The organism is Micromonospora sp. NPDC047548 (assembly GCF_040642975.1).
Taxonomy (GTDB): domain Bacteria; phylum Actinomycetota; class Actinomycetes; order Mycobacteriales; family Micromonosporaceae; genus Micromonospora.
In genome coordinates this window covers 157,931-184,708 of the sequence record NZ_JBEYTI010000005.1, presented here as the reverse complement: position 1 = coordinate 184,708, position 26,778 = coordinate 157,931, and the positions used below count along the sequence as shown (strand labels likewise).

Sequence of the window (26,778 nt, the reverse complement as noted above, 5' to 3'; positions counted from 1 at the left end):
GGCGCGGCCGGCTGCCGGCCCGCGAACCGAAACCACTTTCGGCGCTGCCGTTGCGGCGGCCCCGGGCTTCCCGCTCTCCGCGCCAGCCGCCGGGCGTGTTGCGTGGCCGGCGTGGAGCGACAGCGGAGCGTCGGACGCGCGCCCAGGCGGCGGCGCGTGCGGCCCTTCAGGGCCGCACTTGAAGACGTATAGAAAGTTCTCACCGTTCAGCCGGCAGGCGGCCGACTGCCTGTTGAGCTTGGTAGCGGTCGCGGACGGCAGGCCACTCCGCTTCGATGACGCTGTAGTAGATCGAGTCCCGCACGTAGCCGTCACTGAGGATGCGGTGGTTGCGGAAGACGCCTTCCTGCTTGGCACCTATGCCGAGGATCGAATTCTGGGACCGGACGTTGCGGCTGTCGGTCTTAAAGGCAACGCGGATGGTCCCCATGGTCTCGAAGGCGTGACGCATGAGCAGGAAGACGGATTCACGGGATGCGCCGGTCCGCCAGCTTCCCGGCGTCAGCCAAGCCCACCCAACCTCGACGGCTCGGTCACGCTGGCGAATGTCGATCAGGCTGATGCTTCCGATGACCTCGCCGGTGCTCTGGTCGATCGTGGCGAAGGGAAGTCGGGCACCCTGCGCCTGCTCGTTCTCGGCGTCCCGGATCAGTGCTTCGGCATCCTCGATCCGCTGCGGCGTGGGCTCGTCAAGATACGACCAGATCTCGTCGTGCGAGGCCGCCTTAAGTAGGTCGGCTGCGTGGTGGAGCCCAAGCGGCTCCAGCCGGATGATCGATCCAGTCAGGGTTACAGGCGTGAGATCCATCAGGCTTCCACCTCGTAAAGCAGGACGTGTCGGTCACCCGGCAGAATCACTTGGTAGACCTCGATTGGTAGATCATTCTGGTCGAGCGTCGTGCGGAGTAGCCGACCGACCGGCGTCGCGGGTCCCAGGTGGAGCGCCGTGGCCTCCTCGGCGGTGGGCATGCGCCAAGTGATCTCGTCCTGGTAGCGCGTGGGCGTGTGACCTCGGTCTTCCAGCACCTGATCCGTCCCCTCGACCACGTCGGCAGGATCCATGATCTTGCTGTCCTGCACGATCGCCAAGGGGTAGTAGCTGTCGCCGAGCTGCAACGGCTCGTCGTCGGCGTATTGCACCCGCCGCCTGACGGCTACCAGGTCGCCGGCCTGCAACCCGAGGTGAGCGGCGATCTCGGCATTCGCGGGCACCGTTTCGACGCTGCTGACCTGCTTCGGCCTTTTGCCCTGCGCTTCGATCTGCTGGCCGAACGTGTCGCGCTTCCGCTCGGCCTCCAAGCGCCGCTGGCGAGATCCCGTCAGCGAGGCGTAGTAGCGCATCGGTGGTTCCGCCCTCACAAAGCTTCCCCGCCCTCACGTACATGACCCGGGAAACCTGGCGTAACCCGGACCTGGGCCGCATCGCCCTCGGTGACTACCTCACCGAGTGGATCGGCCACCGCCCGAACCTGCGCCCCCGGACGGTCGACCTTTATCGCTGGCTACACCGGAAGTACATCGCGCCGCGACTCGGCGACTACTTCCTCACCGACCTGACTCCCGGTGCCATCCGGGCCTGGCGTGCTGACCTTCTCACTGATGGTGTCAGCGCCACGATGACGGCCAAGGCGTACCGCCTTCTTCGCGCCGTACTGAACACCGCCGTTGACGACGAACTCATCCGGCGCAATCCCTGCCGCATTCAAGGCGCGGGCATCGAACGGCCGACTGAGCGACCGACCGCCACCGTCGCCCAGGTCTTCCAGCTCGCCGACATCGTGCCCCGACGCCTCCGCGTCCTCATCTTGCTGGCCGCCTTCACGAGCCTCCGCTACGGAGAGCTGGCAGCCCTATGCCGCCGCGACTTCGACCCACGCTGTCGGACCCTGACGGTCCGCGCGACCCTCGTCGAGCGCCAGGACGGCACCCTGACTTTCGGCCCGCCCAAGACTGACACCAGCCTGCGGACCGTCGCCATTCCTGCGGCGATCCGCAGCGACGTATGCGCACACCTGGACGATTTCGTTGACGACGACCAGGACGCGCTCGTCTTCACTGGCGCGACCGGCGCTGCCCTACGCCGCTCCAACTTCCAGCGCACCAGCAACTGGCGGGTATCCGTGTCGGCGGTCGGTTTGCCCGGCTTCCACTTTCACGACCTGCGGCACACCGGGAACACCCTCGCCTCACGGACCGGGGCCAGCCTCGCCGACCTGATGGCCCGGATGGGACACGCCTCGACTCGGGCCGCGATGATCTACCAGCACACGGCCCGGGAGCGCGACGAGCACATCGCCGATGGCCTCAGCGAGCAGATCAAAAAGGGCCGAGATCGGGCACGCAACGGGCACGGCAAGCGCAAGAAGTGATCGGCATGCATGAGGCCCAGGTCGGGAAACGTGTCCTGACCTGGGCCTCGTATGTGGAGCGGGTGACGGGAATCGAACCCGCACTGTCAGCTTGGGAACCGTACAAGATCCGCTGGCAACCGACGCTGCTGCCAGGTCGGCAGCCCTTCGGGTGGCCTGGAGTGACCTTGATCGGCCAGGCGTAATGGCCCGCTAATGGCCCGACCCAGCCGGCGGGCGAGCGCAGGGGGACCTCCCCACGTACGGCAGCCGCCCGATGCGTGTGCCGGGCAACGGGGGGCGGTAGCGCTGGCATGGGCGGCGCACCATGGTTCGATCCGCCCAGGTCGAAGGCAGGATGAGACGAAGCCCGGTCTTCCCGGCGATTTGGCGCAACCTTTTCTGGCCCGCGTGTCGTATGAGGTAGGTCGACCAAGCGTGAGGAAGGAGCCCGATGGCGGAACGGGACAGCTTCGATGAATTCGTCCGTGGATGCTCGTATCGGCTATTTCAAGTGGGTTGTCTGTTGAGCGGGGGCGACACACACCGGGCCGAAGACCTGGTCGCCGAAGCCTTAGCGAGGGTTTATCTTGCCTGGCCCCGAGTGCGGTCCGGTGACACGGATGCATTCGGCTATGCCCGACGGACCCTTGTGAACCTCCATACTGACTGGTGGCGGAGGCTCCGCCGGCGGGAGTTACTGACAGACCGTCTTCCCGAGCGTCAGGATCGCACCGACGCTAGTGCCGATATTGCTCAGCGAGACACAGTAATGCGTTCACTGCGCCGGCTCACTCATCGCGAACGCGCCGTGGTTGTCTTCCGGTATTTCCTTGACCTCACGGAACAGGAAACTGCCGCAGAACTGGGCATCTCCGTTGGCACGGTCAAGAGCACCAATGCCCGAGCTTTGGCCAAATTGAGAGCCTCTCCCGATCTCAAGCAACCAAATCACACGGTCGTCTTACGACCTGAAGTTGCTATCCCAGTCTCAACTAGGAGCCGTGATGTCTGACCTCGACGATTTCCGCAAGGCCATGCGAGCCGAAACCGCCAACTTGTCTCTACACATTACGCCGGATGGGATCCGCCGACGGGCGCGTGGTATTCGCGCGACGCGTCTTGGAACTGCGACTGCGGCAGTGGCCCTCGCGGCTTCTGCTTTGGCGGTGCCTGGTTACATGCTGGTCGGCAACGAGCAGGGTGGTCAACTCCAGGCTGGCAGCCTACCAACCCTCAGCTCGCCGGCCTGCCCAACGCCGTCGCTCGGAGAGGGTGCAAGCCTTCCCAGTTCTACAGTCGAGACTGGAATCAACATTGAAGGGCCGGACCGGAAGCAGTTCACTGTCGTTCTTGCGCTGACCGGCAATCCGGACGACGTTCTATTCACCATTGCGTTTCGCGACAAGCAGACCGGTTATACCGTCCCGTGGGACATGGTCGGAATCTCACGTGGTCCCGGTGAGAGCTTTTCCGCCAAGGGAAAGACTTGGCATTTTCAAACCGGGCAGCTTCCCTTGGAAGCGGGTCGCGTGGTTGACGTCGGCATCTACAGCGGAGTGGCAAGCCGGATAACCGTCGCTTCCGAGGGCCGCAGTTCAGACGCCCACCTTACTCAGGCCGCCGTCAATGACTGGACGTTCTTTTGGGCTGTGCGTAGCGCCAAGCCGCTTCCACCTGAGGCCAACAACGGCCCCAAGGAATACGTAGGCCCTGAACGACTTACAATCACGGCATATGACTCTACTGGCCGAATCAAGCACACTGTGACCGGCGGGTTCCACACCGGTAATCGTGTACAAAACCCGAGAGATAACTCGGGTGAACCCCATGCGACGCCTACCCCCGGAGTTCTTTGCTCCTAGGCGAGACGCGAGATCGAAGCACAAGGATCCTACGCGCCCCCTGATCAGCATTCGCGCTGGTCAGGGGGCGTTTTGGCTGTTCAGGGAGCGGAGAGTGTGGGATTCGAACCACGAGGACGTTGCCGCCCTACCGGTTTTCAAGACCATCCCCGGTATGCCCCTGAGCAGGGCATACGGCCCGCTGCTGTCTTTTTGCGCCGCTCATTTGCCGCCTAGGCCGGGCGCCGGCAGGATTCGAACCTGCGCCCCCGCCTCCGGAGGGATGCGCCTCTCCCGGCCGCATTCTGCCGTTGAGCTGGGCGAACGTCGGCCGAGGTAGGCGAGAGCGGTCAACTTCGGGCACGCATTCGGCACAGAGACTTCCCGCACGGATGGCCGCATCAGTCTCGAAGCGGGGGCCGTGGCCGTGGCAGTTCGTGGAGGTAGCCGCTTCTGTCGCGTAGCCAGTACCGACCTGCGGCGTCGCGGAACTCAAGGCTGACGTCAAGACCGCCCTGCCGCTGGCGTGCAGCGTTGGTCAGCGGTTTCTCAAACCCCTTCAAGGTCAGTCGGACCAAAAGACCTCGACCCGGGAAGCTTCGTTGCGGTCGATCATGCAGCGGAACTCGGTCGCGCCAGCACCCACGCGACCAGCTTCCACCGAGTTAAGCGCGTCCCGCACGGTTGCCTCGTACGCGGCGCCGTCGGTGGGCTGGACCCGCAGCTTGACCTCGTACACGCTGTTCTCGTTGATCGAGTTGTGCGTGTCGGTGACAGTGAGCACGGTGGCGGTGCACGGTCGGCCGTCGCGGATCTCCTCGTCGCTTAGGTGGTCGACGCCGATCAGGCTGCTGATCAGCCAGATACTGCTGCAAATTGCCACCACCAGCACCACCTTAATCAACCAACTGAGATCGCGGCCCTGGTGCCATCGCCACATTGAGTCCCTGCCTTCGCCACACCTTCACGGTCGGCTGACAGCCTAACAGCCATGATCAAGGTGTCCTTCAAGTAACTGAACGCAAGGCGGCCTTACCCGCCAGTTGGCCACGGCCTCAGGATCTACGTCCGGACCGCCAGCGGCGCACAGCCACGCTGGTTCCACCAACGCAACCGCCTGAGCCGCGAATACGCCCTGGTCAACTAACCAATGGCGGCTGCCGTACTAGTACGCAGCCCGGGTTCGTAATAGGCGGTGTGGTGGGAATGCGGCACGCTGAAAGAGCGCCCCCGATCCTCTGTGCGCTAGGTCAACAACGCGGACGGGAGCAAACCCCTGCCTCTCGTAGTAGTGGTGCAGTGCTTCATTCGTTCGCCAGGCGTCGAGTCTGAGCCATCGGCGGCCCTTTGATGCAGCGACCCCGGCCGCCCAATCCAGAAGCGCGCCGCCAATGTTTCTGCCAGACTTAGCGCGGTCTACGGCCATTCGATGGACATATAGCGCCGTGTCGGGCCGATCTTCCGGCTGCCAGAATTCCGGATCGGCGTAGTCGTCGACCGTCACCGTCCCTACTAGCCTGCCGCCATCTTCTGCGATATAGCACTCGCCCTGTTCGATAGAGCGCATGAATCTAGGGCGCATCTTGTCTCGGGTGTTGTTCGCCCACTGATCACTACCCTGATCCATGAGCCATCGCTGTGTAGCCTCGTATAGGTCCAACAACCCGTGCACGTCGCTCGCGGTGGCATGCCGAATTCGTAGCTCATTCATGGTCTTTCGCCGGCATTCCATCCCGCTCGTAAACGATGACGTGCCGGTCGCCCGGCAAGATGTTCACCACGACGCGGACGGGGGTGCCGTCGGGGCAGAGGCCGGTGCAAACATGGCAGGCAACCGGGGTGCCGGGAGCAAGTTCAAGCCGTTGCACTTCATCGGGACTTGGCATCCGAACGTAGATCTCATCCAGCGCCCGCACTTGCGGGTAGCCATGTTCGGCTAGAACTTGATTCGCGCCCCTGGGAATGTCGACGGGACGCATGATCTCCGTATCCTGAACGAAGCGCAGTGGAAAGTAACTGTCATTGGTATTGAATGGCTCACCGTCAAGGTGGCGCACCCGACGGCGAACCACCGCCAATTCTCCCTCTTGAAGCTTCAAGCGCTGCATGACATCCGGTGGCGGGGCCACAATTGCAACGTCAATCGACTGCCAAGGCTCTCGACCATCGGCGGAATGATCCGCCATGAAGCGGTCCATTTCCGGGGTCTTGGGCTGCGGCCGGAACTCTGTCTGCGGGCGATAAAAGAGCGGCTTACGGTGCCTGACAAAGTATCCGCGCGGCGCGCGAGGGACGATCAAGCCTTCGTTTACAAGGGCTGCTAGCGCCTGCCGAACCGTCGCACGAGCCACCCCATACTGGGCCGTCAGGTCGGCCTCTGTGGGTAGCTGAGCATCGACGGCCAAGGTGCCGTCCGCGATCTTGGACCTTAGATCCTGGGCGATCTGAGCCCACACAGACACCCTGCCCTGCCTTGCTGCGGCCATGCCGCCTCCTCTGCGCTCGCGTCTGTCTAGACAGTTTAGGCAGAGCGCTTGACACCTGCATCCGGCGTCTGCCAACCTCCGTGTCAGCACCATTGTCTAGTCAGTACAGACGGACTCGACAAAGCCGGTGGTTGCCGGGGAAGGCAGCGCTCTGCGCTGCGCGCCTACGGACCTCCGCGCGGTCGTTCATTGAGAACTCCACAGCAGAAGCGCCGCGTAGATCCGTCTGCGGCATCCCCGCCTTGAGCCACACGGTGGTCGACCCCGGTAAATCCCGGGCGAGCGGGGCGAGCGGGCTGGGTCTTGGCACGCGGTTTGGGCTTCTGCCTCTTCTTCCTGTTCGTCCCGGGGTGCGGCCTGTCTGGTCGCATCCCGGACCGTCCCCCACTTCATCGACTCCCCCCGGAGGTTTCCCGTGAGGAAGCACCTCGCCCCCGTGACCGCCGAGCCGACCGACGTCGACCTGGCCGCGATCGACACGGAGTGGCCGCTGATCGCGGCCGAGCTGGACCTGTTGGACGCCGAGATCACGATGCTCTACGCCGAGGACCACGGCGGCCCGTCGCCGCTGGACTGGCGGCGACTGCGGCGGGCCGAGGCCCGCGTCACCCGCGCCGCCGCCGACCTCCCCACGCACCCCCGCACCAACCCGCACCGCGCGGCCTGATGTCTCGCATCCGCGCCGCCTACTGGGACCCGGACGGGACGCGGTACGGCATCCCCACCTACTGGTGGCGAGGTGCCCCGCCCGGCTACGCCACCCGCCGCCAACTACGCGCCGCCGGCCTACGCCCCGGCGGTCAACCAATCGCCGCACAGATCCTCTGGCGCGGCGTCGGCGGCACCCGCGCCGCCTACCTCTACCGGGTCGACCTGGCCCGACCCAAGCGCACCGCCACCCCCGCGCAGCTGCGCGCCATCCGGGCCGCGCTGGCCGCCCGCCGGACCTGCCCCACCTGCCGCGTGGTCCGGCCCTACTACATCCCGCGCTCGCTCGGCGAGTGCCTGACCTGTGCCTACCCGCAGGAGGTGGCCGCATGACGCGCCGCTACCCGATCCCCCCGCCCACCGATGACCCCCGCTTCACCTTCGGCCTCGCGCTCGACGTGGCCCGCGTGCTCGCCGAGCACGGCTACCCGCCGATCGCCGAGTCGTACGACGGGTGCGGCGCTGACCTCCTGGCGCTGCAAGAAGCCCTCTTCGGCCTGATCTACGCCCCCACCGACACCCCGGAGGAGCCGTCATGACCGCCCCCACCATCAACGGCACCCGCTACCCGCAGCCCATCGAGGCCCTGTTGCCCACCGCCCGGAACCTGAACCTGCCGGACGGCGAGGCGTTCCCGTCCCGCAACCGGCTGATGCGGGAGTTCCGCATCGGCGCGCCGAAGGCCGGCGAACTGCTCGCCCTGCTCAAGACCGAGCCCGCCGCGCCGCCGGCCGACACCGCCGACCCGGCCGCCACGGACCCGACCCCGGTGCCGGCCGCACCCGAGCCCGCGCCGCCGGCCGAGCCGGACCCGACGCCAGCGCCGGAGATCACGCCGGCCGAGCCGCCCGCCGAGGTCAGCACGGTCGGTCACCCGGACACGCCCACCCCGCCCGCCCCGGCCCGCCCGGCGGTGGTGTGGCCGGTGGTGCTGCTGGCCCTGCCCGCGTTCGTCGCGATCTGGTCCGGGTGGGTCGGCCTCGGCGGACTCACCGGATTCGGCATCGTGCACCCGCTGCCCGGCATCGCGGACGGGTTCAGCATCAACAGCGCGATCACCCTGCCGATCGGCGTGGAGACGTACGGCGCGTACGCCCTCTACGTGTGGCTGTCCGGCCGGGTGCCCGAGCCGGCACGCCGGTTCGCCAAGTGGTCCGCGCTCGGCTCCCTCGTGGTCGGCGCACTCGGCCAGGTCGCCTACCACCTGCTAGAGGCGGCCGGCATCGAGTCCGCCCCGTGGTGGATCACCACCGCCGTCGCCTGCCTGCCCGTCGCGGTGCTCGGCATGGGCGCCGCCCTCGCCCACCTCGTCCGCACCCACGACTAGCGCCGCCCGGCGGCACGGCCCCTGGCCTGCAAACCGATGCCGTGCCGCCGGCCCTCCCATCCGGCACTCACACCCTCAGGAGAGACCTCTGATGTTGTCACCCCTGCGAGCGCTGCTGAAAGCAGCGACCCGCCTGCGGCCCCGCCGCCCCATCTGGCTCGGCACCCCACTGCGAGCCACGATCGCCCCCGCCGCGTGCGGCGGCTACATCCTGCTCATCCGCTACACGCAGGGCACCGAGTGGGTTAGCAGCCTGCCGACCCGCATGGAGGAATACGACCGGCCCGACGAGCGGGAGTTCACCGCCGTCGCCGCCGCCCTCGCCGAGCGCGGTCTGATGCGCACCACGCCATGGCAGATCGACCAGTACGCCCGCCTGTGCGCCCCCATCGCTGTCATTCGCCCCGGGAAGGAGTCCCGATGACCGCCCCGAACAACGAACCCGGCGACCGCTTCGACTGGCAGGCCGCCGAGAACGACCTGACCGATCCCACCACCGGCCCGGATGCCGAGGTGGTGGACCTGGACGACGCCCGCGCCCGCCGGGTGCCGCAGCCCCGCCCGCCGGCCGAGGCCGACGACGACAGCGGCGAGGACGCCGAGAGCATCGACGACGCCCCGGACCGCGAGGGCGGGCCGGTCGACGCCGCCGAGGACATCCCGCCGGACGTGCTGGCCCGGCAGCGTAGCCGCCGGCCGATCCTGGCCGACTGGGCGCGTTCGTGGCGCGGTTTCCGTGCCGCCGTGCGGCACCAGAGCAAGGATGCCGGCTACGTCACCGCCTACCACGGGGTCCGGTTGCCGAAGTACGCGGCGAAAACGGCCGTGTGGGCACCGGTCGGGCTGTTCCGGGGCGTCGGCCGGGCGCTGCACTGGGCCAGCGCCGAGGAAGGTAACTGGCACCTGCGGCAGGCCGCCGCGTCCCGCAACGACGCGGACACGTGGATGAAGCTCGACGCCCGCCGGCAGCGCCAGACGGTCTGGCGGTGGTGGGTGCTCGCCGCGTCGGCCGGCGCGATGGTGGCCGGTGTGATCCTGCTGGCGCTCGGCCCGTCCTGGTGGCGGTGGGTTGCCCTGCTGGCGGTGCTGCCACTGCTCGCGACGCTCGGCCGACCGGCGGACAAGCCGCTCACCGACCGGGTGACCGAGGGCACCCGCTACCGCAAGCTCACCGCCGACCTGGTCCGCCGGTCGCTGACCTCGCTGCAACTGCCAGCCATCAACTCGGCCGTTGCCAAGGACGCGAAGGCGATCAGCTTCCCGGTGGACATCCACCGCGACGGACCCGGCCACCTCGCCGTGGTCGACCTGCCGTACGGGGTGGAGGCATCCGAGGTGGTGGCCCGCCGGGGCAAGCTCGCCTCGGCGATGCGGCTGCCGCTGGATCAGGTGTGGCCCGAGACGGCACCCGGGCACACCGGCCGCCTGGCGCTGTGGGTCGGCTACGAGCCGGCGTCGCAGATGGCCCCGCCGCCCTGGCCGCTGCTGTCGGCCGGGGCGAAGGTGGACCTGTTCAAGGCGTTCCCGTTCGCCACCACCCCGCGACTGGACGCGATCGACGCCGAGATGATGTTCCGGAACTGGCTGTTCGGCGGTCAGCCCGGTAGCGGGAAGACGTTCGCGCTGCGGCTGCTGCTGCTGGCCGCGTCCCTCGATCCGCGCGCCGAGATCCGGGGCTACGAACTCAAGGGCGTTGGTGACTTCGCCGTCCTGGAACCGGTCATGAGCGAGTACGGCAACGGCTTCGACGACGAAACCCTCGCCCGGTGCGCCGGGTTCATCGACTGGCTGTACGAGGAGTGCCGCCGCCGCTCCAAGCGCATCGAGCACTACGCCCGGTTGGGCAAGGCCCCGGAGAACAAGGTCACCCCGGAACTGGCGTCGCTCAAGGGGTCGGGGCTTCACCCCCTCGTCGCCTGGTTCGATGAGCTGCAAGAGCTGATGACCAGCAAGTACGGCAAGGACGCCGGAGAGAAGCTGGAGAAGGTCATCAAGCTCGGCCGCGCGTTGGGCGTGATCATCGCGATCGGTACGCAGATTCCCGACAAGGACAGCCTGCCCACCGGCATCAGCCGCAACGTCAACTCCCGGTACTGCCTGTCCGTGGCCGACCAGACCGCCAACGACATGATCCTCGGCACCTCGGCCTACAAGCAGGGCTTGCGCGCCACGGTGTTCGTGCCGGTCGATGAGGCCGGGTGGGGCATCCTGCGGGGCTTCGGTCCCAAGGCGTCGGCGGTGAAGTCGTACTACGTCAACACCGCCACCGCCGCCCAGGTCGTTACCCGCGCCGTCGCGCTGCGCACGGCCGCCGGCACGCTGCCCGAGCCTGACGAGCAGACCCGCCAGGTCGCGCCGGTCGCGGATGTGCTCGGCGACCTGGCGCGGGTGTGGCCGGGCGACGACAAGGCCGTGTGGAACGAGACGCTGTGCGGTCTGCTGGCCGAGCTGCGGCCCGACGTGTACGGCGGGTGGGAAGCCGCGCAGCTCTCCACCGCGCTCAAGCCCCACCCGCTGGTGAAGGTCGGCGACGTGGGCCGGCGCATCGACGGCAAGCCGACCACCCGGCGCGGCATCAAGCACGCCGACCTCCTCAAGGCGATTGCGGAGCGTGATCGAAAGCGGTCCGCCGGCTGACAACCCGCGAGGGTGCTAGCGCTAGCGGCCCGACCTGCTAGCGCTAGCACCCCCGCTAGCACCCCATCCGAATCATGAGCTGCGGCCTAGCGGATAGCAGCTCACGGCCGTTCACGCCCGAAAACCGGCCCGGGAGGCACTTGTGAACCCCCTGCTCACCCTCGCTATCGCTGTCGTCACGATCGCCGCCCCGGTCACACTCGGTTACGCCGGGCTGTGCTGGGTCAAGCCCTTCACCACCTGCAAGCGGTGCGCCGGCACCGGGCGCACCACCACCCGCGTCCTGCGCCACCCGCGTGCCTGCCGCCGCTGCGACCGGGGCATGCGGCTGCGCACCGGCCGGCGCGTCTTCAACACCTTCCACCGCCTGCGCACCGAGGCGAACCGATGAACCGCCGCGCGGCCGGACACACCGAGTGGTGCGGGCGCGACCACCGCTGCAACCTCGGCGAGCACCGCTCCGAGGAAATCGTGGTCGACCTGCCCGGCCACGGCCGCGCCGTGCTGGTGCGCGTGCGCACCGCCGCCGGCCGCGAGCACGCCGAGGTACGCGTACGCGTCGCACTGGCCGCCGCCGAGCTGCCCGCCCGCCGCCAGTTGGTGGGACTGCTCGGCGACCTGCGCCAGGCCGTCACCGCCGCCGCCATCGCCGCGCGGCCCCGGCCGAGGCGGGCCGCCCGGTGACCGCCGGGCGGTGCGGCCACTGGATCGGCACCGCCGGCCGCTACTGCCACACCACTGGAGGGCTGCGGCCCTACCTGCAAGGGCTGCGCTGCCCGGCGCACACCCCGGCCGCCGTGGCCGGGAAGCCCGAGCCCCCATCGACACCACTGCACGCCCCGACCCTCACCGGAAGGGAGGCACGCTGTGCCTACCGCTGACATGCTCGCCGCCGCCCTCGCGCACGCCGCACGGGGATGGCACGTCTTCCCGCTGCGCCCCGACGACAAGCGGCCCGCGTTTCCCGACCACCCGGCGGACGACTGCACCGGCCGCGACCCGCGCTGCCGCGCCGCCGGCCACCACCTCGGGTGGGAGCCCCGCGCCACCACCGACCCCGACCGCATCCGCCGGGCGTGGTCGACCCGCCCTTACGGCATCGGCCTGGCGTGCGGGCCGTCCCGGCTCGTAGTGGTCGACCTCGACCGGCCCAAGGGCGACGCCGGGCCGGGTGAGCGTGACGGCCTGGCCGTGCTCGCCGACCTAGCCGCCCAGCACGGGGCCGGCATCGACGCCACCTACACCGTCACCACCGGCCGAGGCGGCACCCACCTCTACTACCGGCACCCCGACGACGGGCCAGCACTGCGCAACACCGCTGGCACCCTTGGCCCGATGGTCGACACCCGCGCCCACGGCGGCTACGTGGTCGCCGTCGGCAGCACTGTCGCCGGCCGCCGCTACACCGTCGACCTGAACACCGACCCGGCCCCGCTGCCGGCGTGGCTGGCGGCGCTGCTGGCCCCGGCGCCGCTGCCGCCGCAACGGCCGGTGGTGGTGGAGCTGCCCACCGACCGCGCCGGGGCGTACGTGCGGGCCGCTGTCGGCCGCGAGGTGGAGCGGGTGACCACCGCCGCGCCGGGTGAGCGAAACCGGGCGCTCTACATCGCCGCCGTGGCACTCGGCCAACTCGCGGCCGGTGGCGCGCTCACCGCCGACGATGCCCAAAGCGTGCTGGAACAGGCGGGCGTGACGGCCGGGCTGCGCACCGCCGAGGCGTACCGCACCGTCCGATCCGGGCTGACCGCTGGCGCCCACCGTCCCCGAAAGGTGGCCGCATGAGCGCCGCCCGTCTCCACCTCGTCAGCGACCCCGCCGACACCACCGCAGAGGCGACCGCGGGCGGCCCGCTGTGGGATGTTCCAGTGCCCCTGACCGGCCCCAACGCCGCGCCGCCGCCGTTCCCGGTGGAGGTGTTCCCGCGCTGGCTGGGCGACATGGTGACCGGCGTCGCCCGGTTCACCCAGACCGACCCGGCCATGGCCGGCACCCTCGCCGTCGCCGTGCTCTCGGCGTGCGCGGGTGGCCGGCTGGAAGTCGAGCCGGTAGCCGGATGGCGGGAGCCGGTGAACGTGTTCGCCGCCGTCATCGCTGGCCCCGGCGAGCGCAAGTCACCCGTTCACCGGGCGATGACGCTGCCGCTGTTCACCGCACAGACGACGCTCGGCGAGGCGATGCGGCCGAGGATCGCCGAGGCCGCCGCGCTGCGCGACATCGCCGACCGGCACGCCGAACAAGCCAAAGCACAAGCCGCCAAGGCCACCGACCCCGGCAAGCGCGACGACGCATCCGCCGAGGCCGTGGCCGCCGCCATCGCCGCCGAGGCCATCACCGTTCCCGGCCTGCCCCGGCTGATCGTGGACGACGCCACCCCGGAAGCCCTCATCGGCCTCATGGCCGCCAACGGCGGACGGATGGCGATCATCAGCGATGAAGGCGGCATCTTCGACACCCTCGCCGGCCGATACTCCGGCGCACCCAACCTCGACCCCTACCTCAAAGGGCACGCCGGGCAGCCGATGAGCAACGAACGGCAGACCCGCGAAGGTGCCTCAGTCGACAAGCCCGCGCTGACCGTGTGCGTCATGGCGCAACCCTCCGTGCTGCGCAAGTTCGGCGGCAACGCCGACCTCGCCGGCCGAGGGCTACCTGCCCGGTTCCTGTTCGCCCTGCCCCGATCCCTCGCGGGCTACCGGCTCGTGGACACCGAACCGGTGCCCGAACAGGTCACCACCGGCTACGGCCACCGGGTGCACGACCTGGCCGCCACCCTCGCCGAGTGGGAAGACCCGGCCGTAATCGCCCTCACTCCCGAGGCGGGGCGGGTGCGCCTGGCCGCCGCGCAAGAGGTGGAGGCGCAATTACGCCCCGGCGGCACCCTGCACGACATGCGCGAGTGGGGCAACAAGCTCTCCGGCGCAACCCTCCGGCTGGCCGGACTGCTGCACGTCGCCCACCACCCCGCCGACGCCTGGCGCCGCCCCATCGACGGCGACCGCATGGCCGACGCCGTGAGGCTGGCCGAGTTCTTCGCCGCGCACTACCGGGCCGCGCTCACCACCATCGGCAGCGACGCCGCCATCGAGAACGCCCGGTACGTGCTCGGCGTGCTCACGAACAAGGGCATGGCCACCTTCACCCGCCGCGAGGTGCACCGCCGGGTAGCCCGCAAGCTGCCCAAGTCCGAAGAGGTCACCGCCGTGCTCAACGAGCTGACCGCCCTCGGGTGGGTCCGCCACGGCCCGGACGGCCGCTACGAACTGCACCCCCGCGCGGTGGCGGAGGACCCCGGGAGCGCTGACACGCTGACAATCGCCCCGACCGGCGACGTTTCCGCAGCTCAGGACACCCGCGAAGGTGTCAGCGCCCCGCGTTGACAGGCGCTGACAGGCGCTGACAGCACCCGCCGACAACCCGCCCGGTGTCAGCGCTTTCAGCGCCTGTCAACGCCCCCCGCTGACAGCACCGCACCCCAGCCCACCTGTGGAAACGTCGCTAGAAGTGCGCTGCTGTCAGCGTGTCAGCGCTTCCCACCCCCTCGCCGACGCCCATCGGTACCGGCACGGCCGCCGGCACCCCGGAAACAGCCCGCTGAGAGCCACGCAGACGGTTCGGCCCTACGCCTTACCCCAACCCTCCCCGGATCTTGCGTCTCCGTGGCTCTCAGCGGGCCGTCCTAAGCCGTTCTGCGGCGATGCCTCCCCGTTCGTCCACAAGTGACCCGCGCCGACCGAAAGGCCCTCACCGTGCGAATCAGACTGCACGGCACACCCGCTGAAACAGCCGCAGCGCTCGCCGCCATCGCCCAAATGCTGCACATCCGCGCCATCTCCCAGCCCTACCCCGACCGCCGATCCCCGATGTTCCAGCGCATCTACCTCGACGCCACCCCGAAGGAGGGCATCAATGGCTGAGCGAGTCACCGGCAAGCCCGCGCCAGAGCCTGCACTGCCCACGGAGCTTCTGACCATCGAAGAGGCCGCCGAGCGGATCAAGATGAGCGTGCGCTACCTCCGTCGAGCGGTTGCCGAGCGGCGAATCGCATTCCACCGCCTCGGCCGCTCCATCCGATTCGACCCTGCTGACCTCGCCTCATTCGTGCAGGCGAGCCGAGTCGAACCCATGACTGCCGAGACCGTATGGCGTGGACTGAGGAGCGTTGCCTGATCATGGCGAACAAAGACGGACACCGCAGATTCGGGAGCATCCGCAAGCGGGAATCGGGCCGTTACCAGGCTCGCTACCCCGGCCCGGACGGCAAGATCCGTTCCGCGCCGGAAACGTTCGCCCGCAAGGCCGAGGCCGAACGCTACCTGTCCTTGATCGAGGCGCAAATGGCCCGAGGCGAGTGGATCGACCCCGACCGGGGAAAGATCCGGTTGCAGGACTATGCGGAACGATGGATCACCGAGCGGCCAAACTTGCGGCCCCGCACCGTGCATCTGTACCGGTGGACCCTCGGCAAGCACATCACGCCGTACGTCGGCGGCGTGCCGCTCAACCGGCTCGACACGCCCATGGTCCGCGAGTGGCGGGCGCGCCTGCTTGCCGAGGGTGTGTCGCTGACCATGGCGGCAAAGGCATACCGGCTGCTGCGCGCGATCCTGATGACCGCCGTGAAGGAGGACGAGCTGATCAGGGTGAACCCGTGCCGCGTTGTGGGCGCGGACCAGGAAAAGCCCGCAGAGCGACCGGTCCTCGCCGTCCCGCAGATCTTCGCGTTGGCCGAGCGAATGCCGGAGCGTTTCCGGGCATTGATCCTGGTCACGACGTTCGGGTGTCTGCGGTGGGGCGAGGTGGTGGCCCTGCAACGATGCGACATCGACATGACGGCCGGCACGGTACGGGTACGTCAGGCGTTCGTGGAGCACCGGGGCACCGGTCTGATCCTCGGCCCGCCGAAGTCGCGGGCGGGCGTGCGGACCGTCGCACTGCCGAAGTCCGCCCTACCCGTACTGAAACAGCACATGGCCAACTACGTCGGCGAGGCATCCGAGGCGTTCGTGTTCACCGGCGAGAGCGGCCGAAACCTCTGGCGCGGCAACTTCAACAAGCTGGTCAAGTGGTCCGAGGCCGTGGCCGCCGTGGCCGCGTCCGGCCTGCACTTTCACGACCTGCGACACACCGGCAACACGCTCGCGTCGCGGGCACCGGGTGCGAGCCTGCGGGACATCATGGCCCGGATGGGCCACGACAGCCCACGCGCCGCGCTGATCTACCAGCACGCCAACCGGGAGGCCGATCAAGGTATCGCCGACGCGATCGACAAGGCGGTGAAGGCGGCGCGGCGCAAGCCGAGCAAGCGCAAGCCGAGGCAGGCTCCCGGGGATGGCGAGCCGGCCGCCGAGGCGAGCTAATGGCCCGCTAATGGCCCACGGCCTGTTTCAGCTCCCCTGGCAACGCGAAAGCCCTGGTTGGGACTCTCGTCCTGACCAGGGCTTTCGTGCGTTGGAGCGGGTGACGGGAATCGAACCCGCACTGTCAGCTTGGGAAGCTGATGTTCTGCCATTGAACTACACCCGCAGGCGGCACCACTGTACCTGAGGCCACCGCCGCCGCGCACCCAGGTACCCCCCGGCGCGCCGGGCGTACCCTCCGCCGCAATCGATCTTGAACGCAACGCAACGTATCCACGGGCGGAAAAATTTTCACATCGGCAACACATCACCGTTTTCAAATCTGTCGATCGGTTGTAACGTCACCCCCACGTTTTCGACCACGGTGCGACATACCCCCGTCGCATCGCCAGAAAGAGGTGGGCCCATGGGACTCCGTCCCAACCTGCTGACCCGGCGTGCCGCCGGTGTCGCGTCGACGACCCTCGCGCTGCTGCTCAGCACCGCCGCAGTCGGCGTCGTCCCCGCTGCTTCCGCGTTCTCCGCAGCGCCGACCGAGGCCTGCGCCGAGCCGGCCGACGTCCACTCGGACGCCCGGATCAAGGCCGGTGGGATCGCCAAGCACGAACCCAACGAGCTGACCGCCAAGCAGGTCCGTGAGCGCGAGGCCGACCTCGCCGCGGCGCTGCGCGAGCGGGCGAGCTTCCGCGCCGGCGCCCAGGCCGCCGCCCCGCTGGCCACCGTCAGCATCCCGGTCGTCGTGCACGTCATCCAGCGGGACAGCACCCGGGCCGGCGGCAACATCCCGGACTCGCTGATCAATTCACAGATCAGCGTCCTCAACCAGGCCTACAGCGGCGCCACCGGTGGCGCGGCGACCGCCTTCAGTTTCCAGCTCCAGAAGATCAACCGGGTGACCAACCCGTCCTGGTACCCGATCGTGCAGGGCTCCTCGGCGGAGCGGTCGATGAAGACGTCGCTGCGCGAGGGCGGCAAGAACACCCTGAACATGTACCTGGGCGAGCTGAGCAGCGGCCTGCTCGGCTGGGCGACCTTCCCGCAGAAGAAGCTGAACAGCATGGACGGCGTGGTCGTGCTGAGCGAGTCGCTGCCGGGTGGCACCGCCACCAACTACAACCAGGGCGACACGGGCACCCACGAGATCGGCCACTGGCTGAACCTCTACCACACCTTCCAGGGCGGTTGCGCCGGCTCGGGTGACAGCGTCGACGACACCCCGGCCGAGGCCTCGCCGGCGTTCCAGTGCCCGACCGGGCGGGACACCTGCACCGCAGCGGGCCTGGACCCGATCACCAACTTCATGGACTACACCTACGACTCGTGCATGTACCAGTTCACCGTTGGTCAGGCGAGCCGCATGCTGACCGCGTGGAACGCCTACCGCGCGGCGTAACACCACAGCAGACGCCGGTGCCGGCTCCGTCGCACGACGGGGCCGGCACCGGCGTTTCCGCGTCAGGCGGCGGGGCGGCGGGTGTCGAAACCGTGGCGGCCGTGGCGGGCCGGCCGCCGATCGGGTACGCCCGCGGCGTCCCCGCCACAATGGGCCGCGCCCGGGTCGAGCCAGACCTGGACGCCGGGCCGCCCCTGACCCTCGCCGGACGGCCCGAGCCCACCCTGGTCGTGGCGGGTCAGCATCGCCACGTCGACGCTGAACTCGAAGAGCCGCCAGTCGACCTGCGGCGCCGCCCGCCCGATGCGGGCCACCCGGGCGACCCGGGCCGGGTCGGTGACCAGTTGCGCCCGGCCGGCGACGTACGCCTCGTCGTCGCTCTCCTCCGGCGGGAACGAGTGCAGGGCGTACCGCCCGTCGCGTTCGAGGTCGCGCCGCTTGGGCGAGTCGACGACGAAGCAGAACAGGCCCTCGTCGGTGATCACGGGGCAGACCGGGTGCACCCGGGGCCCACCGTCGGCGCGGACGGTGGCCAGGTAGCCGAAGCCCGGCCCGTACTGCTGCAGGAGAAGGCGGATCCCGTCGGCGAGTCGGGGCTCGTCAGCGGCGAATTCGGACCAGGAAGCCATACGGACATCCTATCGAACACGTGTACGAAAGTGCAGTCCGACACGCAGGTCGCCCGGTCCGCTTCGATATGGTGTGCCGATGCTGCTCTCCGACCGCGACCTGGTCTCCGAGATCAAGACCGGCACGCTCGCGCTGGAGCCCTTCGAGCCCACGCTGGTGCAGCCATCCAGCATCGACGTCCGCCTCGACAAGCTCTTCCGGGTCTTCAACAACCACCTGTACACGCACATCGACCCGGCGATCCAGCAGGACGAGCTCACCTCGATGGTCGAGGTCCCCGAGGGCGAGCCGTTCGTGCTGCATCCCGGCGAGTTCGTGCTCGCCTCCACGCTGGAGGTGATCTCCCTCGGCGACCAGCTCGCCGGCCGCCTCGAGGGAAAGTCGAGCCTGGGCCGGCTCGGCCTGCTCACCCACTCGACCGCCGGCTTCATCGACCCGGGCTTCTCCGGGCACGTGACGCTGGAGCTGTCGAACGTGGCGAACCTGCCGATCACGCTCTGGCCCGGCATGAAGATCGGCCAGCTCTGCATCTTCCGGCTTTCGTCCCCGGCCGAGCACCCGTACGGCTCCGCCGTCTACGGGTCGCGCTACCAGGGCCAGCGCGGGCCGACCCCGAGCCGCTCCTGGCAGCACTGGCGTACCTGGCCCACCCGCTGACCGCCGCGCCGGGCCCCTGGAACCCCGGGGGCCCGGCGCGCGCTCAGCCCGGCCGGCCGTAGCTGTTGACCGGCCCGTCGTCGACCCGCTTCATCTTGATCGGCACTCCCGCCTGGGAGGCGTGGACCACCCAGCCGTCGCCGACGTACATGCCGACGTGGTGCAGGTCGGCGTAGTAGAAGACCAGGTCGCCGGGGCGCAGGTCGGCCCGGCTGACCCGGGCGGTCACCTGGCGCTGCTGGCGGGCGTTGTGCGGCAGCGAGACACCGGCCTTCGCCCACGCCGCGAGCATCAGCCCGGAGCAGTCGTACGAGTTCGGGCCCTCGGCGCCCCAGACGTAGGGCTTGCCGATCTGCGCGCAGGCGAACTTGACCGCGGTCCCGGCCGGGCCGCCGGGGTAGCCGGCCGGGCACGGGGCCGGGCGCAGCGGGCCGCCGCCACCGTTGCCGTACACCTTCAGCCGCAGCTTCTGCAGCCGGTCGATCTCGGCGTTGATCTGCTTCTTCTTCGCGGCCAGCTGGGCCTCGGTGCGGGCGAGCTGGGCGACCATCTCGTCCAGCGGCGCCTTTTTCGCGGCGAGCTGGTCGCGCAGATCCTTGACGGCCTGCACGTCGCGCTGCTGCCGCTCGGCGAACCGGTCGAGCAGTTCGAGCTGGTTGACCAGTTCGCTGGGCGAGCGGCTGCCGAGCAGGGCGTTGACGGCGGAGACGCCCTGCCCCTTGTACGCCTCGGCGGCGAGGCTGCCGAGCTGGTTCATCGCGAGGTCGACCTGGAGTTGCAGCGGTTCGATCCGCTTGGCCAGCGCGGCGGCCTGCCGGCGCTTGGCGGCGAGGTCCTGCCGGGTGGCGTTGTGCTGCTCGATGATCGGTTCGAGGGTGTTCCAGTCCTGGTCGATCTGCCGCTCGATCTCGGTGACCGAGGGTTCGGCATGGGCCGCCGTGGCGCCACCGGTCAGGACGACGGCGGCACCGGCGAGGGCGGCGAGGGCGGTGGTGAAGCGGGACCAGCGTGGGCGCGGCGCAGCCGTCCGCCGGGCGACCTGGGTCGACCGGTGCGACGGTGACCGCGGGGCATGGTGTGCCACCGGGCTCCGTACTCCTTCTTCCGCGACCGCCTACCGGGTTAGCTGACGGGTTCGGGCGGGAAGGGAGCGCCCTACCGCAGTGGCTGCGGATTCACCCCGGCGTACCTGGGTCCCCGGCTCGCCCGGAGGCGACTCGGCGGTGCCGGCCGCTGCCGCCCGGGTTGGACGGATCGTCGGCGGCCGACAAATGACCAGAGTAGAGACGACCGTTATCGATCCGCAACCCGACGTGCCGTGCCGGGTCCGGATACGCGGAACCCCCGGTCGAGGTGACCGGGGGTTCGCGGTGAGGTCGGACGGGTCAGCTCGGTCGTCGGAACCCGGCGACCGGCATGTAGTCGATGCTGGAAACCTGGACCGGCTTGCCGGTCCGGGGCGCGTGGACCATCAGACCGTTGCCGAGGTAGAGACCGACGTGGTGCAGGTCGCTGTAGAAGAACACCAGGTCACCCGGGCGTGCCTCGGAACGCGGGATGGACCTGCCCTCGTTCCACTGGGCGCCGGTGTGGTGGGTCAGATAGATCCCGGCGGCCTTGTAGGCGTACTGGGTGAGGCCGGAGCAGTCGAACGAGCTCGGCCCGTCGGCGCCCCAGACGTACGGTTTACCGGTCTGCTGGCAGGCCACCCGGATGGCGGTCTGCGCGGCGGAGCTCACCACGCCGTTGATGGTCGGGCAGCCAGCTGTCTTGACTGTGGTCTTCGGCATCGCCGCCTGGAGCCGCTTGATCTCGGCGTTGATCTGCGATTTCTTGGCGGCCAGCTCCTTCTCCTGCTTGACCTCCGCGGCGATCAGCGCGTCGAGCTTCTGCTTCTCGCCGTCGTACTTCTGCCGGGTGTCGGTGACGACCTGGAGCTCCTTGCGCTCCCGCGCGGCGAGGCGGTCCAGGATGGTCAGCTGCTCGGTCAGGGTGCCCGGTTTGGCGCTGATCAGCAGCGCGGCGAGGTCCTGCGAGGGGCCCGTCATGTAGTAGCGGGAGGCGAGGTCGCCGACCCGGTTCATGGCCAGCTCGGTCTGCAGGGCCAGCGGCTGGATCTTCTTCTCCAGCTCGGCGGACTTCTTGCGGTTGACCTTCAACTGGGCGCGGACCTTGTTGTACTGCTCGATGGTCGGTTCGAGCTGTTCCCACTGCTTGTCGATCGCCGCCTCGATCTCCTCCGGGGTGGGCGCGGCGTGCGCCGGCACGGCGAGCATCCCGGCGCCGACGGCCACGGCGGCGAACAGTGTGAGCAGGCGGCGGGCGACCCGCCGCAGGCCGACCGGGCGAGCTGGCGGACGACCCTGGGCGTGACGATGGGGGGGCATGGTTGCCACCAGCACCGACTCCTTAGCGACCGACCGCCAGGCGCCTCGCTGAGGGGAAGGCGGAGGCAGACGACCCACAGCGGTCGGTGCCCCACATTAGGGAAGCGGCGGGTCGAATTCAAGGTGGGTCATTGCACCATCACATCTGCGCAACCGCCCGCACACAAAGGGTGCTTGCTCATTTCCCAACTACAGCAGTCAATACGTCGTCCAATGTCACCACGCCGAGGGGCCGGCGACCGTCACTCACCAGCACCATGTGCCGCCGCTCGCGCCGCATCGCCAGCAGCAGATCGGCCAGCGTACGGTCCGGCGGCACCACCGCCAGCGGGCGGTAGACGTCGGCGGGCACCGGGGCCCGGCGGGCCGTCCCGGCGTACCCGAGCACGTCCTTGACATGCACGAAGCCGAGCACCCGCCGGGTCGACCGCTGCACCACCGGGAACCGGGAACGGCCGGTCCGGGTGGCCAGCACCTCCAGCGAAGCCGGTGAGACGTCCTCGGCCACGGTGGTCACCGTCGACCACGATTGCAGGGCGTCGGCCGCGGTACGCCGGTGCAGAGCCAGCGCCCCGGTGATGCGGGCGTGCTCCCCCGCGTCCAGCAACCCCTCGGTGCGCGCCTGCGACACCAGCCCGGCCAACTCCTCGGCGGTGAAGACGGTCTTCACCGCATCGGTCGCCTCGACCCGCCACAGCCACAGCACCTGACGGGCCGCCCACTTCATCGCCACCAGCAGCGGCTTGGTCGCCACGCAGAAGGCCAGCATGGCCGGCCCGAGCCAGAGCGCGGACGGCTCCGGCCCGGCCAGGGTGATGTTCTTCGGCACCATCTCGCCGACCACGGTGTGCAGGAAGACCACCACACCGAGAGCGATCAGGAACGAGACCGGGTGGATCGCCCCGGCCGGCAACCCCAGCGCGTGGAACGCCGGTTCCATCAGGTGAGCCAGGGCCGGCTCGGCGATCGCCCCGAGCCCCAGCGAACAGACGGTGATGCCGAGCTGCGCCCCGGCGATCATCAGCGGGATCTGGTTCATCGCCGACAGCGCCCAGCGGGCCCGCCGGGAGGTCGCCGCGAGCGGTTCGACCACGGTACGGCGGGACGCGATCAGCGCGAACTCGCTGCCCACGAAGAACGTGTTGCCGAGCAGCAACGCCACGGCGACCAGCAGCTCAGTCATCGCCGTCCGGCTCCTCCGGGCGCAGCACCCGGACCTGCTCGATCCGGTGCCGCTCCACCTCGACCACGGTGAACTCGTACCCGGACTCCTCGACCGTCTCGCCGGGCACCGGGATGTGGCCCAGCCGGGCCATCAGGAACCCGGCCAGCGTCTCGTACGGGCCCTCGGGCAGCCGGAAGCCGGTCTGCTCGGCCAGCTCGTCCTCGCGGAGCACGCCGTCGAGCAGGACGGTCCGTTCGCCCCCCGGCACGGTCAGCTCGGCCGTGCCGGCGTCGTCCACGGCGTCGGGGTCGAACTCGTCGGCGATCTCGCCGACCAGCTCCTCGACCAGGTCCTCGACGGTCACCACGCCGTCGGTGCCGCCGTACTCGTCGACCACGATGGCCAGGTCGGCGCCGGCGTCCTTCAGCGCGGCCAGCACGCCGTCGAGGTCCAGGCTCTCCGGCACGTACACCGGTTCGCGGGCCACCGCCGCGACGGTGGTCGAGGCGCGCAGGGCCAGCGGCACCCCGAGCGCGTCCGGCACGCCGGCAACCCCGGTGACCAGGTCGAGGGTCTCCTCGTACACCGGGAAGCGGGTCCGTCCGGTCTGCCGGGACGCCTCCAGCAGCTCGGCCACCGTGGCGGTGGCCCGCAGCGCGACCACGTCGACCCGCGGGGTCATCGCCTCGGCGGCCCGCTTGTCGCCGAAGCGGATGGTGCGGCGCAGCAGCATGGCGGTGTCCGGCGGCAGCGCGCCGGCCCGGGCCGAGATGGCCGCCAACAGCCCCAGTTCCTCCGGGGAGCGGGCGCTGGCCAGCTCCTCCTGCGGCTCGACGCCGAACTGCCGGACCAGCCGGTTCGCCGAGCCGTTCAGCGCCCTGATCAGCCAGCCGAAGGCGCGGGAGAAGCCGTGCATCGGGCCGGCGGTGGCCAGGGCGGCGGGCATCGGCCGGGCCAGCGCGAGGTTCTTCGGCACCAGCTCGCCGAAGAGCATGGAGAGCAGGGTGGCCAGGGCCAGGGCGAGCAGCGGGCTGAACCGTTCCGCCCCGCCCAGCGGCCGCAGCAGCGGGGCGAAGAGCCGGGCCAGCGCCGGCTCGGCGAGGTAGCCGGTGAGCAGCGCGGTGAGCGTGATGCCCAACTGCGCCCCGGAGAGCTGGAAGGACAGCTCGCGCAGCGCCCGGCGTACCGTGGTCGCGGCGGCGTCCCCGGCGTCGGCGCGCCGGTCGATCTCCGCCCGGTCGACGGTGACCAGGGCGAATTCGGCCGCGACGAAGAACGCGTTGCCGGCGGTCAGCAGGACGAGGCCGACCAGGGGCAACAGCGTGCCGAGCAACAGGCCGTCGATGAGCGCGATTGTTCCACGGCCGCGCCCGGCACACGAGTTCGCGCCCAGACGGTCCTGGCGGTCGGCGGTTGGCGTGGACGGCATGGCGACCACTACCGCGGCCACCACGGCCGCCATCGTGACCACCACCGCCTCCTGACCACGACGACGGCGGTGGCACCCGTGGGTGCCACCGCCGTCGTGCGTCCGGCGATCCGGGGGTACGCCTCAGCCGGCGACCGGCTCGGTCTGCTTGTCGCCCTGGGTGGTCTCCGGCTTGACCGAGCGGAGCAGCACGCTGGCCACGTCGATGACCTCGACCTGCTCGCCGGCGCCCTTGCCGTTGACCCCGTCGTTGAGCATCGTCGAGCAAAACGGGCAGCCGACGGCGACCGTCTTCGCCCCGGTGGCCATGGCCTCCTCGACCCGGTCCACGTTGATCCGCTTGCCGATCTTCTCCTCCATCCACATCCGGGCGCCGCCGGCGCCGCAGCAGAAGGAGCGCTCGCTGTTGCGCGGCATCTCGATGAGGGCGCTGTCGCGCCCCGCGCCGGACGGGATGGCCGCGCCACCCTGGCCAGCTCCGGCTTCGCCTGCGATGGCACTGCCCAGCACCTCACGCGGCGCGGCGAAGACCCGGTTGTGCCGGCCCAGGTAGCAGGGGTCGTGGTAGGTGACGCCGCCGTCCACCGGCTGCACCGGGGTCAGCTTGCCGGTCGAGACCAGATGGGCCAGGAGCTGGGTGTGGTGCACGACCTCGAACTCGCCGCCGAGCTGGCCGTACTCGTTGCCCAGCGTGTTGAAGCAGTGCGGGCAGGTGGCGACGATCTTGCGCTTGGCCTTCTCCCGGCCCTCGAACGCCTCGTTGAGGGTCTCGACGTTCTGCTGGGCGAGCATCTGGAAGACGAACTCGTTACCGATCCGGCGGGCCGGGTCGCCCGAGCAGGTCTCGCCCTCACCGAGGATCGCGAACTTCACGCCGGCCTCGTTGAGCAGCGTGGCGACCGCCCGGGTGGTCTTCTTGGCCCGGTCCTCGAACGCGCCGGCACAGCCGACCCAGAACAGGTACTCGAAGTCGTCGACCTCGCCGACCCGCGGCACCTCGAAGTCGAGGCCCTTGGTCCAGTCCTCGCGGGTGTTCTGCGGGGCGCCCCACGGGTTGCCCTTGTTCTCCAGGTTGCGGAGCATGACGCCGGCCTCGGACGGGAAGCTCGACTCGATCAGCACCTGGTAGCGGCGCATGTCGACGATGTGGTCGACGTGCTCGATGTCCACCGGGCACTGCTCGACGCAGGCGCCGCAGGTGGTGCAGGACCAGAGGACGTCCGGGTCGATGACCCCACCGGACTCGGCGGTGCCGATCAGCGGCTTCTCGGCCTCAGCGAGGGCCAGCACGTCGACGTGGGCGAGCTGCGCGGCGGTGGCCTTCTCCTCGCCGGTGAGGTCCTTGCCGCCGCCGGCCAGCAGGTACGGCGCCTTGGCGTACGCGTGGTCGCGGAGGCTGAGCACGAGCAGCTTCGGCGACAGCGGCTTGCCGGTGTTCCAGGCCGGGCACTGCGACTGGCAGCGCCCGCACTCGGTGCAGGTGCTGAAGTCCAGCAGGCCCTTCCAGGTGAACTGCTCGACCTGGGCGACGCCGAACTGGTCGGACTCCGGGTCGGCCTCCTCGAAGTCGAGCGGCTTGCCCCCGCTCATCATCGGCCGCAGGGCGCCGAGGCCGGAGCCGGCGGGCTTGGCCGGCTCGCGCTTGAAGAAGATGTTGAAGAACGCCAGGAAGCGGTGCCACGCGACGCCCATCGTCACGTTCAGCGCGATGACGATCAGCCAGGTCATCGAGATGGCGATCTTGATGAAGGCGGCGATGCTGACGCCGGCGTCCCAGTCGGGCAGCAGCGCGCCGACGGCGTGGCTGACCGGGGTGGCCCAGACGGGGTACTCGAAATGGTCGGTCGCGACCTTGAAGCCCCGGATGACGAAGCCCATGATCAGCACGGAGAGGACCACGGCCTCGACGAAGTAGCCCTGCCACATCGTGGAGCCGGTGAACCGGGAGCGCCCCCCGGGCCGGTTCGGCCGGTTGCGGAGCCGGATCGCGATCAGCACCAGGATGCCGACCGTGCCGAGGATCGCGATCAGCTCGGTGACCAGCCCGTAGACGGTCAGGCCGCCGATCAGCGGCAGGCCACCGGTCGGGGAGACGACCTCGAAGTACGCCTCCAGCACCAGCAGCGACAGCACGATGAAGCCGACCATCACGAACCAGTGCGCCGCACCCACCACGCTCCACTTGAGCATCCGGGTGTGGCCGGCGGTCTCCACCAGCATGGTCTTCGTGCGGGTGCCCTTGTCGGCGAACCGCTCCGGTGCCGGTTGACCCAGCCGGATCACCGCCACCATCTTCATGACCGCGCGCACCGCAAGCCACACCGCCACGGCGGTGATGGCGGCCGCGAGGATCGTGGTGACGATCTGGACGCTGCCCATCGAGTTGGCCTCCCGGTCTGCTGCCTGTCGA

29 protein-coding genes, 1 tRNA gene and 1 riboswitch are annotated in these 26,778 nt (G+C 69.6%); of the genes, 18 read left to right on the top strand and 12 right to left on the bottom strand.

Going from position 1 to position 26,778, the window contains the following annotated elements:
- Positions 1-199 precede the first annotated feature (199 nt).
- Positions 200-808 (bottom strand): GNAT family protein, encoded by a 609-nt coding sequence (locus ABZ807_RS07655; RefSeq protein WP_357154017.1) that lies wholly within the window; start codon positions 806-808, stop codon positions 200-202.
- Entirely contained in the window at positions 808-1,341 is a 534-nt protein-coding gene (locus ABZ807_RS07650) for a UTRA domain-containing protein (RefSeq protein ID WP_357154015.1), read from the bottom strand. Before ABZ807_RS07650 ends, ABZ807_RS07655 begins: the two co-directional genes overlap by 1 nt.
- Before the next feature lie 41 nt (positions 1,342-1,382).
- Between ABZ807_RS07650 and ABZ807_RS07645 the strand changes: the two genes are divergently transcribed.
- From ABZ807_RS07645 to ABZ807_RS07635, 3 genes are all read left to right on the top strand, one after another.
- Positions 1,383-2,369, top strand: a complete 987-nt coding sequence (locus ABZ807_RS07645; RefSeq protein WP_357154014.1) for a tyrosine-type recombinase/integrase — start codon at positions 1,383-1,385, stop codon at positions 2,367-2,369.
- Between the two features lie 433 nt (positions 2,370-2,802).
- Positions 2,803-3,363 carry a SigE family RNA polymerase sigma factor gene (locus ABZ807_RS07640; protein WP_357154013.1) on the top strand — a complete coding sequence of 187 codons (561 nt, stop codon included), beginning with the start codon at positions 2,803-2,805 and terminating at the stop codon, positions 3,361-3,363.
- On the top strand, positions 3,356-4,213 hold the full coding sequence (locus ABZ807_RS07635) for a hypothetical protein (protein ID WP_357154012.1): 858 nt from the start codon (positions 3,356-3,358) through the stop codon (positions 4,211-4,213). The genes ABZ807_RS07640 and ABZ807_RS07635 overlap by 8 nt, the downstream gene beginning before the upstream one ends.
- A 544-nt stretch (positions 4,214-4,757) precedes the next feature.
- Here ABZ807_RS07635 and ABZ807_RS07630 read toward each other — a convergent pair.
- The 3 genes from ABZ807_RS07630 to ABZ807_RS07620 all read right to left on the bottom strand — a co-directional run bounded on the left by ABZ807_RS07630 (position 4,758) and on the right by ABZ807_RS07620 (position 6,678).
- Positions 4,758-5,087: a hypothetical protein gene (locus ABZ807_RS07630; RefSeq protein ID WP_357154010.1), complete on the bottom strand. Its 330-nt coding sequence runs from the start codon at positions 5,085-5,087 to the stop codon at positions 4,758-4,760.
- A 270-nt stretch (positions 5,088-5,357) separates the two neighbouring features.
- Positions 5,358-5,903, bottom strand: a complete 546-nt coding sequence (locus tag ABZ807_RS07625; protein ID WP_357154009.1) for a GNAT family N-acetyltransferase — start codon at positions 5,901-5,903, stop codon at positions 5,358-5,360.
- Entirely contained in the window at positions 5,896-6,678 is a 783-nt protein-coding gene (locus ABZ807_RS07620) for a GntR family transcriptional regulator (protein WP_357154007.1), read from the bottom strand. The genes ABZ807_RS07625 and ABZ807_RS07620 overlap by 8 nt, the downstream gene beginning before the upstream one ends.
- A gap of 415 nt (positions 6,679-7,093) precedes the next feature.
- Between ABZ807_RS07620 and ABZ807_RS07615 the strand changes: the two genes are divergently transcribed.
- The 13 genes from ABZ807_RS07615 to ABZ807_RS07555 all read left to right on the top strand — a co-directional run bounded on the left by ABZ807_RS07615 (position 7,094) and on the right by ABZ807_RS07555 (position 16,707).
- A complete protein-coding gene (locus ABZ807_RS07615; RefSeq protein WP_357154005.1) occupies positions 7,094-7,345 on the top strand; it encodes a DUF6284 family protein in 252 nt (83 codons plus the stop codon).
- Positions 7,345-7,719, top strand: a complete 375-nt coding sequence (locus tag ABZ807_RS07610; protein WP_357154004.1) for an RRQRL motif-containing zinc-binding protein — start codon at positions 7,345-7,347, stop codon at positions 7,717-7,719. The genes ABZ807_RS07615 and ABZ807_RS07610 overlap by 1 nt, the downstream gene beginning before the upstream one ends.
- Positions 7,716-7,925, top strand: a complete 210-nt coding sequence (locus ABZ807_RS07605; protein WP_357154003.1) for a hypothetical protein — start codon at positions 7,716-7,718, stop codon at positions 7,923-7,925. Before ABZ807_RS07610 ends, ABZ807_RS07605 begins: the two co-directional genes overlap by 4 nt.
- Positions 7,922-8,713 carry an ABC transporter permease gene (locus ABZ807_RS07600; protein ID WP_357154001.1) on the top strand — a complete coding sequence of 264 codons (792 nt, stop codon included), beginning with the start codon at positions 7,922-7,924 and terminating at the stop codon, positions 8,711-8,713. Before ABZ807_RS07605 ends, ABZ807_RS07600 begins: the two co-directional genes overlap by 4 nt.
- A 91-nt stretch (positions 8,714-8,804) precedes the next feature.
- Positions 8,805-9,137, top strand: coding sequence for a hypothetical protein (locus ABZ807_RS07595; RefSeq protein ID WP_357154000.1), 333 nt, complete (start codon positions 8,805-8,807; stop codon positions 9,135-9,137).
- Complete coding sequence (locus ABZ807_RS07590; protein ID WP_357153999.1) at positions 9,134-11,350, top strand: cell division protein FtsK; 2,217 nt, start codon at positions 9,134-9,136, stop codon at positions 11,348-11,350. Before ABZ807_RS07595 ends, ABZ807_RS07590 begins: the two co-directional genes overlap by 4 nt.
- Before the next feature lie 142 nt (positions 11,351-11,492).
- Positions 11,493-11,741 carry a hypothetical protein gene (locus tag ABZ807_RS07585; RefSeq protein WP_357153998.1) on the top strand — a complete coding sequence of 83 codons (249 nt, stop codon included), beginning with the start codon at positions 11,493-11,495 and terminating at the stop codon, positions 11,739-11,741.
- On the top strand, positions 11,738-12,034 hold the full coding sequence (locus ABZ807_RS07580; RefSeq protein ID WP_357153997.1) for a hypothetical protein: 297 nt from the start codon (positions 11,738-11,740) through the stop codon (positions 12,032-12,034). The genes ABZ807_RS07585 and ABZ807_RS07580 overlap by 4 nt, the downstream gene beginning before the upstream one ends.
- 198 nt (positions 12,035-12,232) lie before the next feature.
- Positions 12,233-13,132: a bifunctional DNA primase/polymerase gene (locus ABZ807_RS07575; protein ID WP_357154208.1), complete on the top strand. Its 900-nt coding sequence runs from the start codon at positions 12,233-12,235 to the stop codon at positions 13,130-13,132.
- Positions 13,129-14,727, top strand: a complete 1,599-nt coding sequence (locus ABZ807_RS07570; protein ID WP_357153996.1) for a YfjI family protein — start codon at positions 13,129-13,131, stop codon at positions 14,725-14,727. The genes ABZ807_RS07575 and ABZ807_RS07570 overlap by 4 nt, the downstream gene beginning before the upstream one ends.
- A 339-nt stretch (positions 14,728-15,066) precedes the next feature.
- Positions 15,067-15,264, top strand: a complete 198-nt coding sequence (locus ABZ807_RS07565) for a hypothetical protein (protein ID WP_357154216.1) — start codon at positions 15,067-15,069, stop codon at positions 15,262-15,264.
- Complete coding sequence (locus ABZ807_RS07560; RefSeq protein WP_357153995.1) at positions 15,257-15,517, top strand: helix-turn-helix domain-containing protein; 261 nt, start codon at positions 15,257-15,259, stop codon at positions 15,515-15,517. Before ABZ807_RS07565 ends, ABZ807_RS07560 begins: the two co-directional genes overlap by 8 nt.
- 2 nt (positions 15,518-15,519) lie before the next feature.
- Positions 15,520-16,707, top strand: a complete 1,188-nt coding sequence (locus tag ABZ807_RS07555; RefSeq protein ID WP_357153993.1) for a tyrosine-type recombinase/integrase — start codon at positions 15,520-15,522, stop codon at positions 16,705-16,707.
- A 92-nt stretch (positions 16,708-16,799) separates the two neighbouring features.
- Here ABZ807_RS07555 and ABZ807_RS07550 read toward each other — a convergent pair.
- A tRNA-Gly gene (locus ABZ807_RS07550) sits at positions 16,800-16,873 on the bottom strand.
- 240 nt (positions 16,874-17,113) lie between these two features.
- On the opposite strand from ABZ807_RS07550, the gene ABZ807_RS07545 reads away from it, so the two are divergent.
- Positions 17,114-18,100, top strand: a complete 987-nt coding sequence (locus ABZ807_RS07545; RefSeq protein WP_357153991.1) for a zinc metalloprotease — start codon at positions 17,114-17,116, stop codon at positions 18,098-18,100.
- Between the two features lie 62 nt (positions 18,101-18,162).
- Here ABZ807_RS07545 and ABZ807_RS07540 read toward each other — a convergent pair whose 3' ends face one another.
- Positions 18,163-18,729, bottom strand: a complete 567-nt coding sequence (locus ABZ807_RS07540) for a pyridoxamine 5'-phosphate oxidase family protein (RefSeq protein ID WP_357153990.1) — start codon at positions 18,727-18,729, stop codon at positions 18,163-18,165.
- A gap of 79 nt (positions 18,730-18,808) precedes the next feature.
- On the opposite strand from ABZ807_RS07540, the gene dcd reads away from it, so the two are divergent.
- Entirely contained in the window at positions 18,809-19,387 is a 579-nt protein-coding gene (gene dcd, locus ABZ807_RS07535) for a dCTP deaminase (RefSeq protein ID WP_357153988.1), read from the top strand.
- Positions 19,388-19,430: 43 nt separating this feature from the next.
- Here the strand turns inward: dcd and ABZ807_RS07530 are convergent, their stop codons facing one another.
- The 5 genes from ABZ807_RS07530 to ABZ807_RS07510 form a co-directional block, all read right to left on the bottom strand.
- Positions 19,431-20,471: an NlpC/P60 family protein gene (locus tag ABZ807_RS07530; RefSeq protein ID WP_357153985.1), complete on the bottom strand. Its 1,041-nt coding sequence runs from the start codon at positions 20,469-20,471 to the stop codon at positions 19,431-19,433.
- A gap of 12 nt (positions 20,472-20,483) precedes the next feature.
- Positions 20,484-20,620, bottom strand: a riboswitch (cyclic di-AMP (ydaO/yuaA leader).
- Positions 20,621-20,772: 152 nt separating this feature from the next.
- Complete coding sequence (locus ABZ807_RS07525; RefSeq protein WP_357153983.1) at positions 20,773-21,789, bottom strand: NlpC/P60 family protein; 1,017 nt, start codon at positions 21,787-21,789, stop codon at positions 20,773-20,775.
- 163 nt (positions 21,790-21,952) lie between these two features.
- Positions 21,953-22,957, bottom strand: a complete 1,005-nt coding sequence (locus ABZ807_RS07520; protein ID WP_357153982.1) for a hemolysin family protein — start codon at positions 22,955-22,957, stop codon at positions 21,953-21,955.
- Positions 22,950-24,257: a hemolysin family protein gene (locus ABZ807_RS07515; protein WP_357154206.1), complete on the bottom strand. Its 1,308-nt coding sequence runs from the start codon at positions 24,255-24,257 to the stop codon at positions 22,950-22,952. The genes ABZ807_RS07520 and ABZ807_RS07515 overlap by 8 nt, the downstream gene beginning before the upstream one ends.
- Positions 24,258-24,491: 234 nt before the next feature.
- Entirely contained in the window at positions 24,492-26,747 is a 2,256-nt protein-coding gene (locus ABZ807_RS07510) for a (Fe-S)-binding protein (RefSeq protein WP_357153980.1), read from the bottom strand.
- Positions 26,748-26,778: the final 31 nt, after the last annotated feature.

Bases quoted from the DNA above. Each gene is read 5' to 3' on its own strand.
- ABZ807_RS07600 (WP_357154001.1), top strand. From the start codon at position 7,922: ATGACCGCCCCCACCATCAACGGCACCCGCTACCCGCAGCCCATCGAG.
- ABZ807_RS07595 (WP_357154000.1), top strand. From the start codon at position 8,805: ATGTTGTCACCCCTGCGAGCGCTGCTGAAAGCAGCGACCCGCCTGCGG.
- ABZ807_RS07575 (WP_357154208.1), top strand. From the start codon at position 12,233: ATGCTCGCCGCCGCCCTCGCGCACGCCGCACGGGGATGGCACGTCTTC.
- ABZ807_RS07610 (WP_357154004.1), top strand. From the start codon at position 7,345: ATGTCTCGCATCCGCGCCGCCTACTGGGACCCGGACGGGACGCGGTAC.
- ABZ807_RS07640 (WP_357154013.1), top strand. From the start codon at position 2,803: ATGGCGGAACGGGACAGCTTCGATGAATTCGTCCGTGGATGCTCGTAT.
- dcd (WP_357153988.1), top strand. From the start codon at position 18,809: ATGCTGCTCTCCGACCGCGACCTGGTCTCCGAGATCAAGACCGGCACG.
- ABZ807_RS07635 (WP_357154012.1), top strand. From the start codon at position 3,356: ATGTCTGACCTCGACGATTTCCGCAAGGCCATGCGAGCCGAAACCGCC.
- ABZ807_RS07645 (WP_357154014.1), top strand. From the start codon at position 1,383: ATGACCCGGGAAACCTGGCGTAACCCGGACCTGGGCCGCATCGCCCTC.
- ABZ807_RS07545 (WP_357153991.1), top strand. From the start codon at position 17,114: ATGGGACTCCGTCCCAACCTGCTGACCCGGCGTGCCGCCGGTGTCGCG.
- ABZ807_RS07510 (WP_357153980.1), bottom strand. From the start codon at position 26,747: ATGGGCAGCGTCCAGATCGTCACCACGATCCTCGCGGCCGCCATCACC.
- ABZ807_RS07590 (WP_357153999.1), top strand. From the start codon at position 9,134: ATGACCGCCCCGAACAACGAACCCGGCGACCGCTTCGACTGGCAGGCC.
- ABZ807_RS07555 (WP_357153993.1), top strand. From the start codon at position 15,520: ATGGCGAACAAAGACGGACACCGCAGATTCGGGAGCATCCGCAAGCGG.
- ABZ807_RS07560 (WP_357153995.1), top strand. From the start codon at position 15,257: ATGGCTGAGCGAGTCACCGGCAAGCCCGCGCCAGAGCCTGCACTGCCC.
- ABZ807_RS07625 (WP_357154009.1), bottom strand. From the start codon at position 5,903: ATGAATGAGCTACGAATTCGGCATGCCACCGCGAGCGACGTGCACGGG.
- ABZ807_RS07540 (WP_357153990.1), bottom strand. From the start codon at position 18,729: ATGGCTTCCTGGTCCGAATTCGCCGCTGACGAGCCCCGACTCGCCGAC.
- ABZ807_RS07605 (WP_357154003.1), top strand. From the start codon at position 7,716: ATGACGCGCCGCTACCCGATCCCCCCGCCCACCGATGACCCCCGCTTC.
- ABZ807_RS07655 (WP_357154017.1), bottom strand. From the start codon at position 808: ATGGATCTCACGCCTGTAACCCTGACTGGATCGATCATCCGGCTGGAG.
- ABZ807_RS07620 (WP_357154007.1), bottom strand. From the start codon at position 6,678: ATGGCCGCAGCAAGGCAGGGCAGGGTGTCTGTGTGGGCTCAGATCGCC.
- ABZ807_RS07580 (WP_357153997.1), top strand. From the start codon at position 11,738: ATGAACCGCCGCGCGGCCGGACACACCGAGTGGTGCGGGCGCGACCAC.
- ABZ807_RS07520 (WP_357153982.1), bottom strand. From the start codon at position 22,957: ATGACTGAGCTGCTGGTCGCCGTGGCGTTGCTGCTCGGCAACACGTTC.
- ABZ807_RS07570 (WP_357153996.1), top strand. From the start codon at position 13,129: ATGAGCGCCGCCCGTCTCCACCTCGTCAGCGACCCCGCCGACACCACC.
- ABZ807_RS07650 (WP_357154015.1), bottom strand. From the start codon at position 1,341: ATGCGCTACTACGCCTCGCTGACGGGATCTCGCCAGCGGCGCTTGGAG.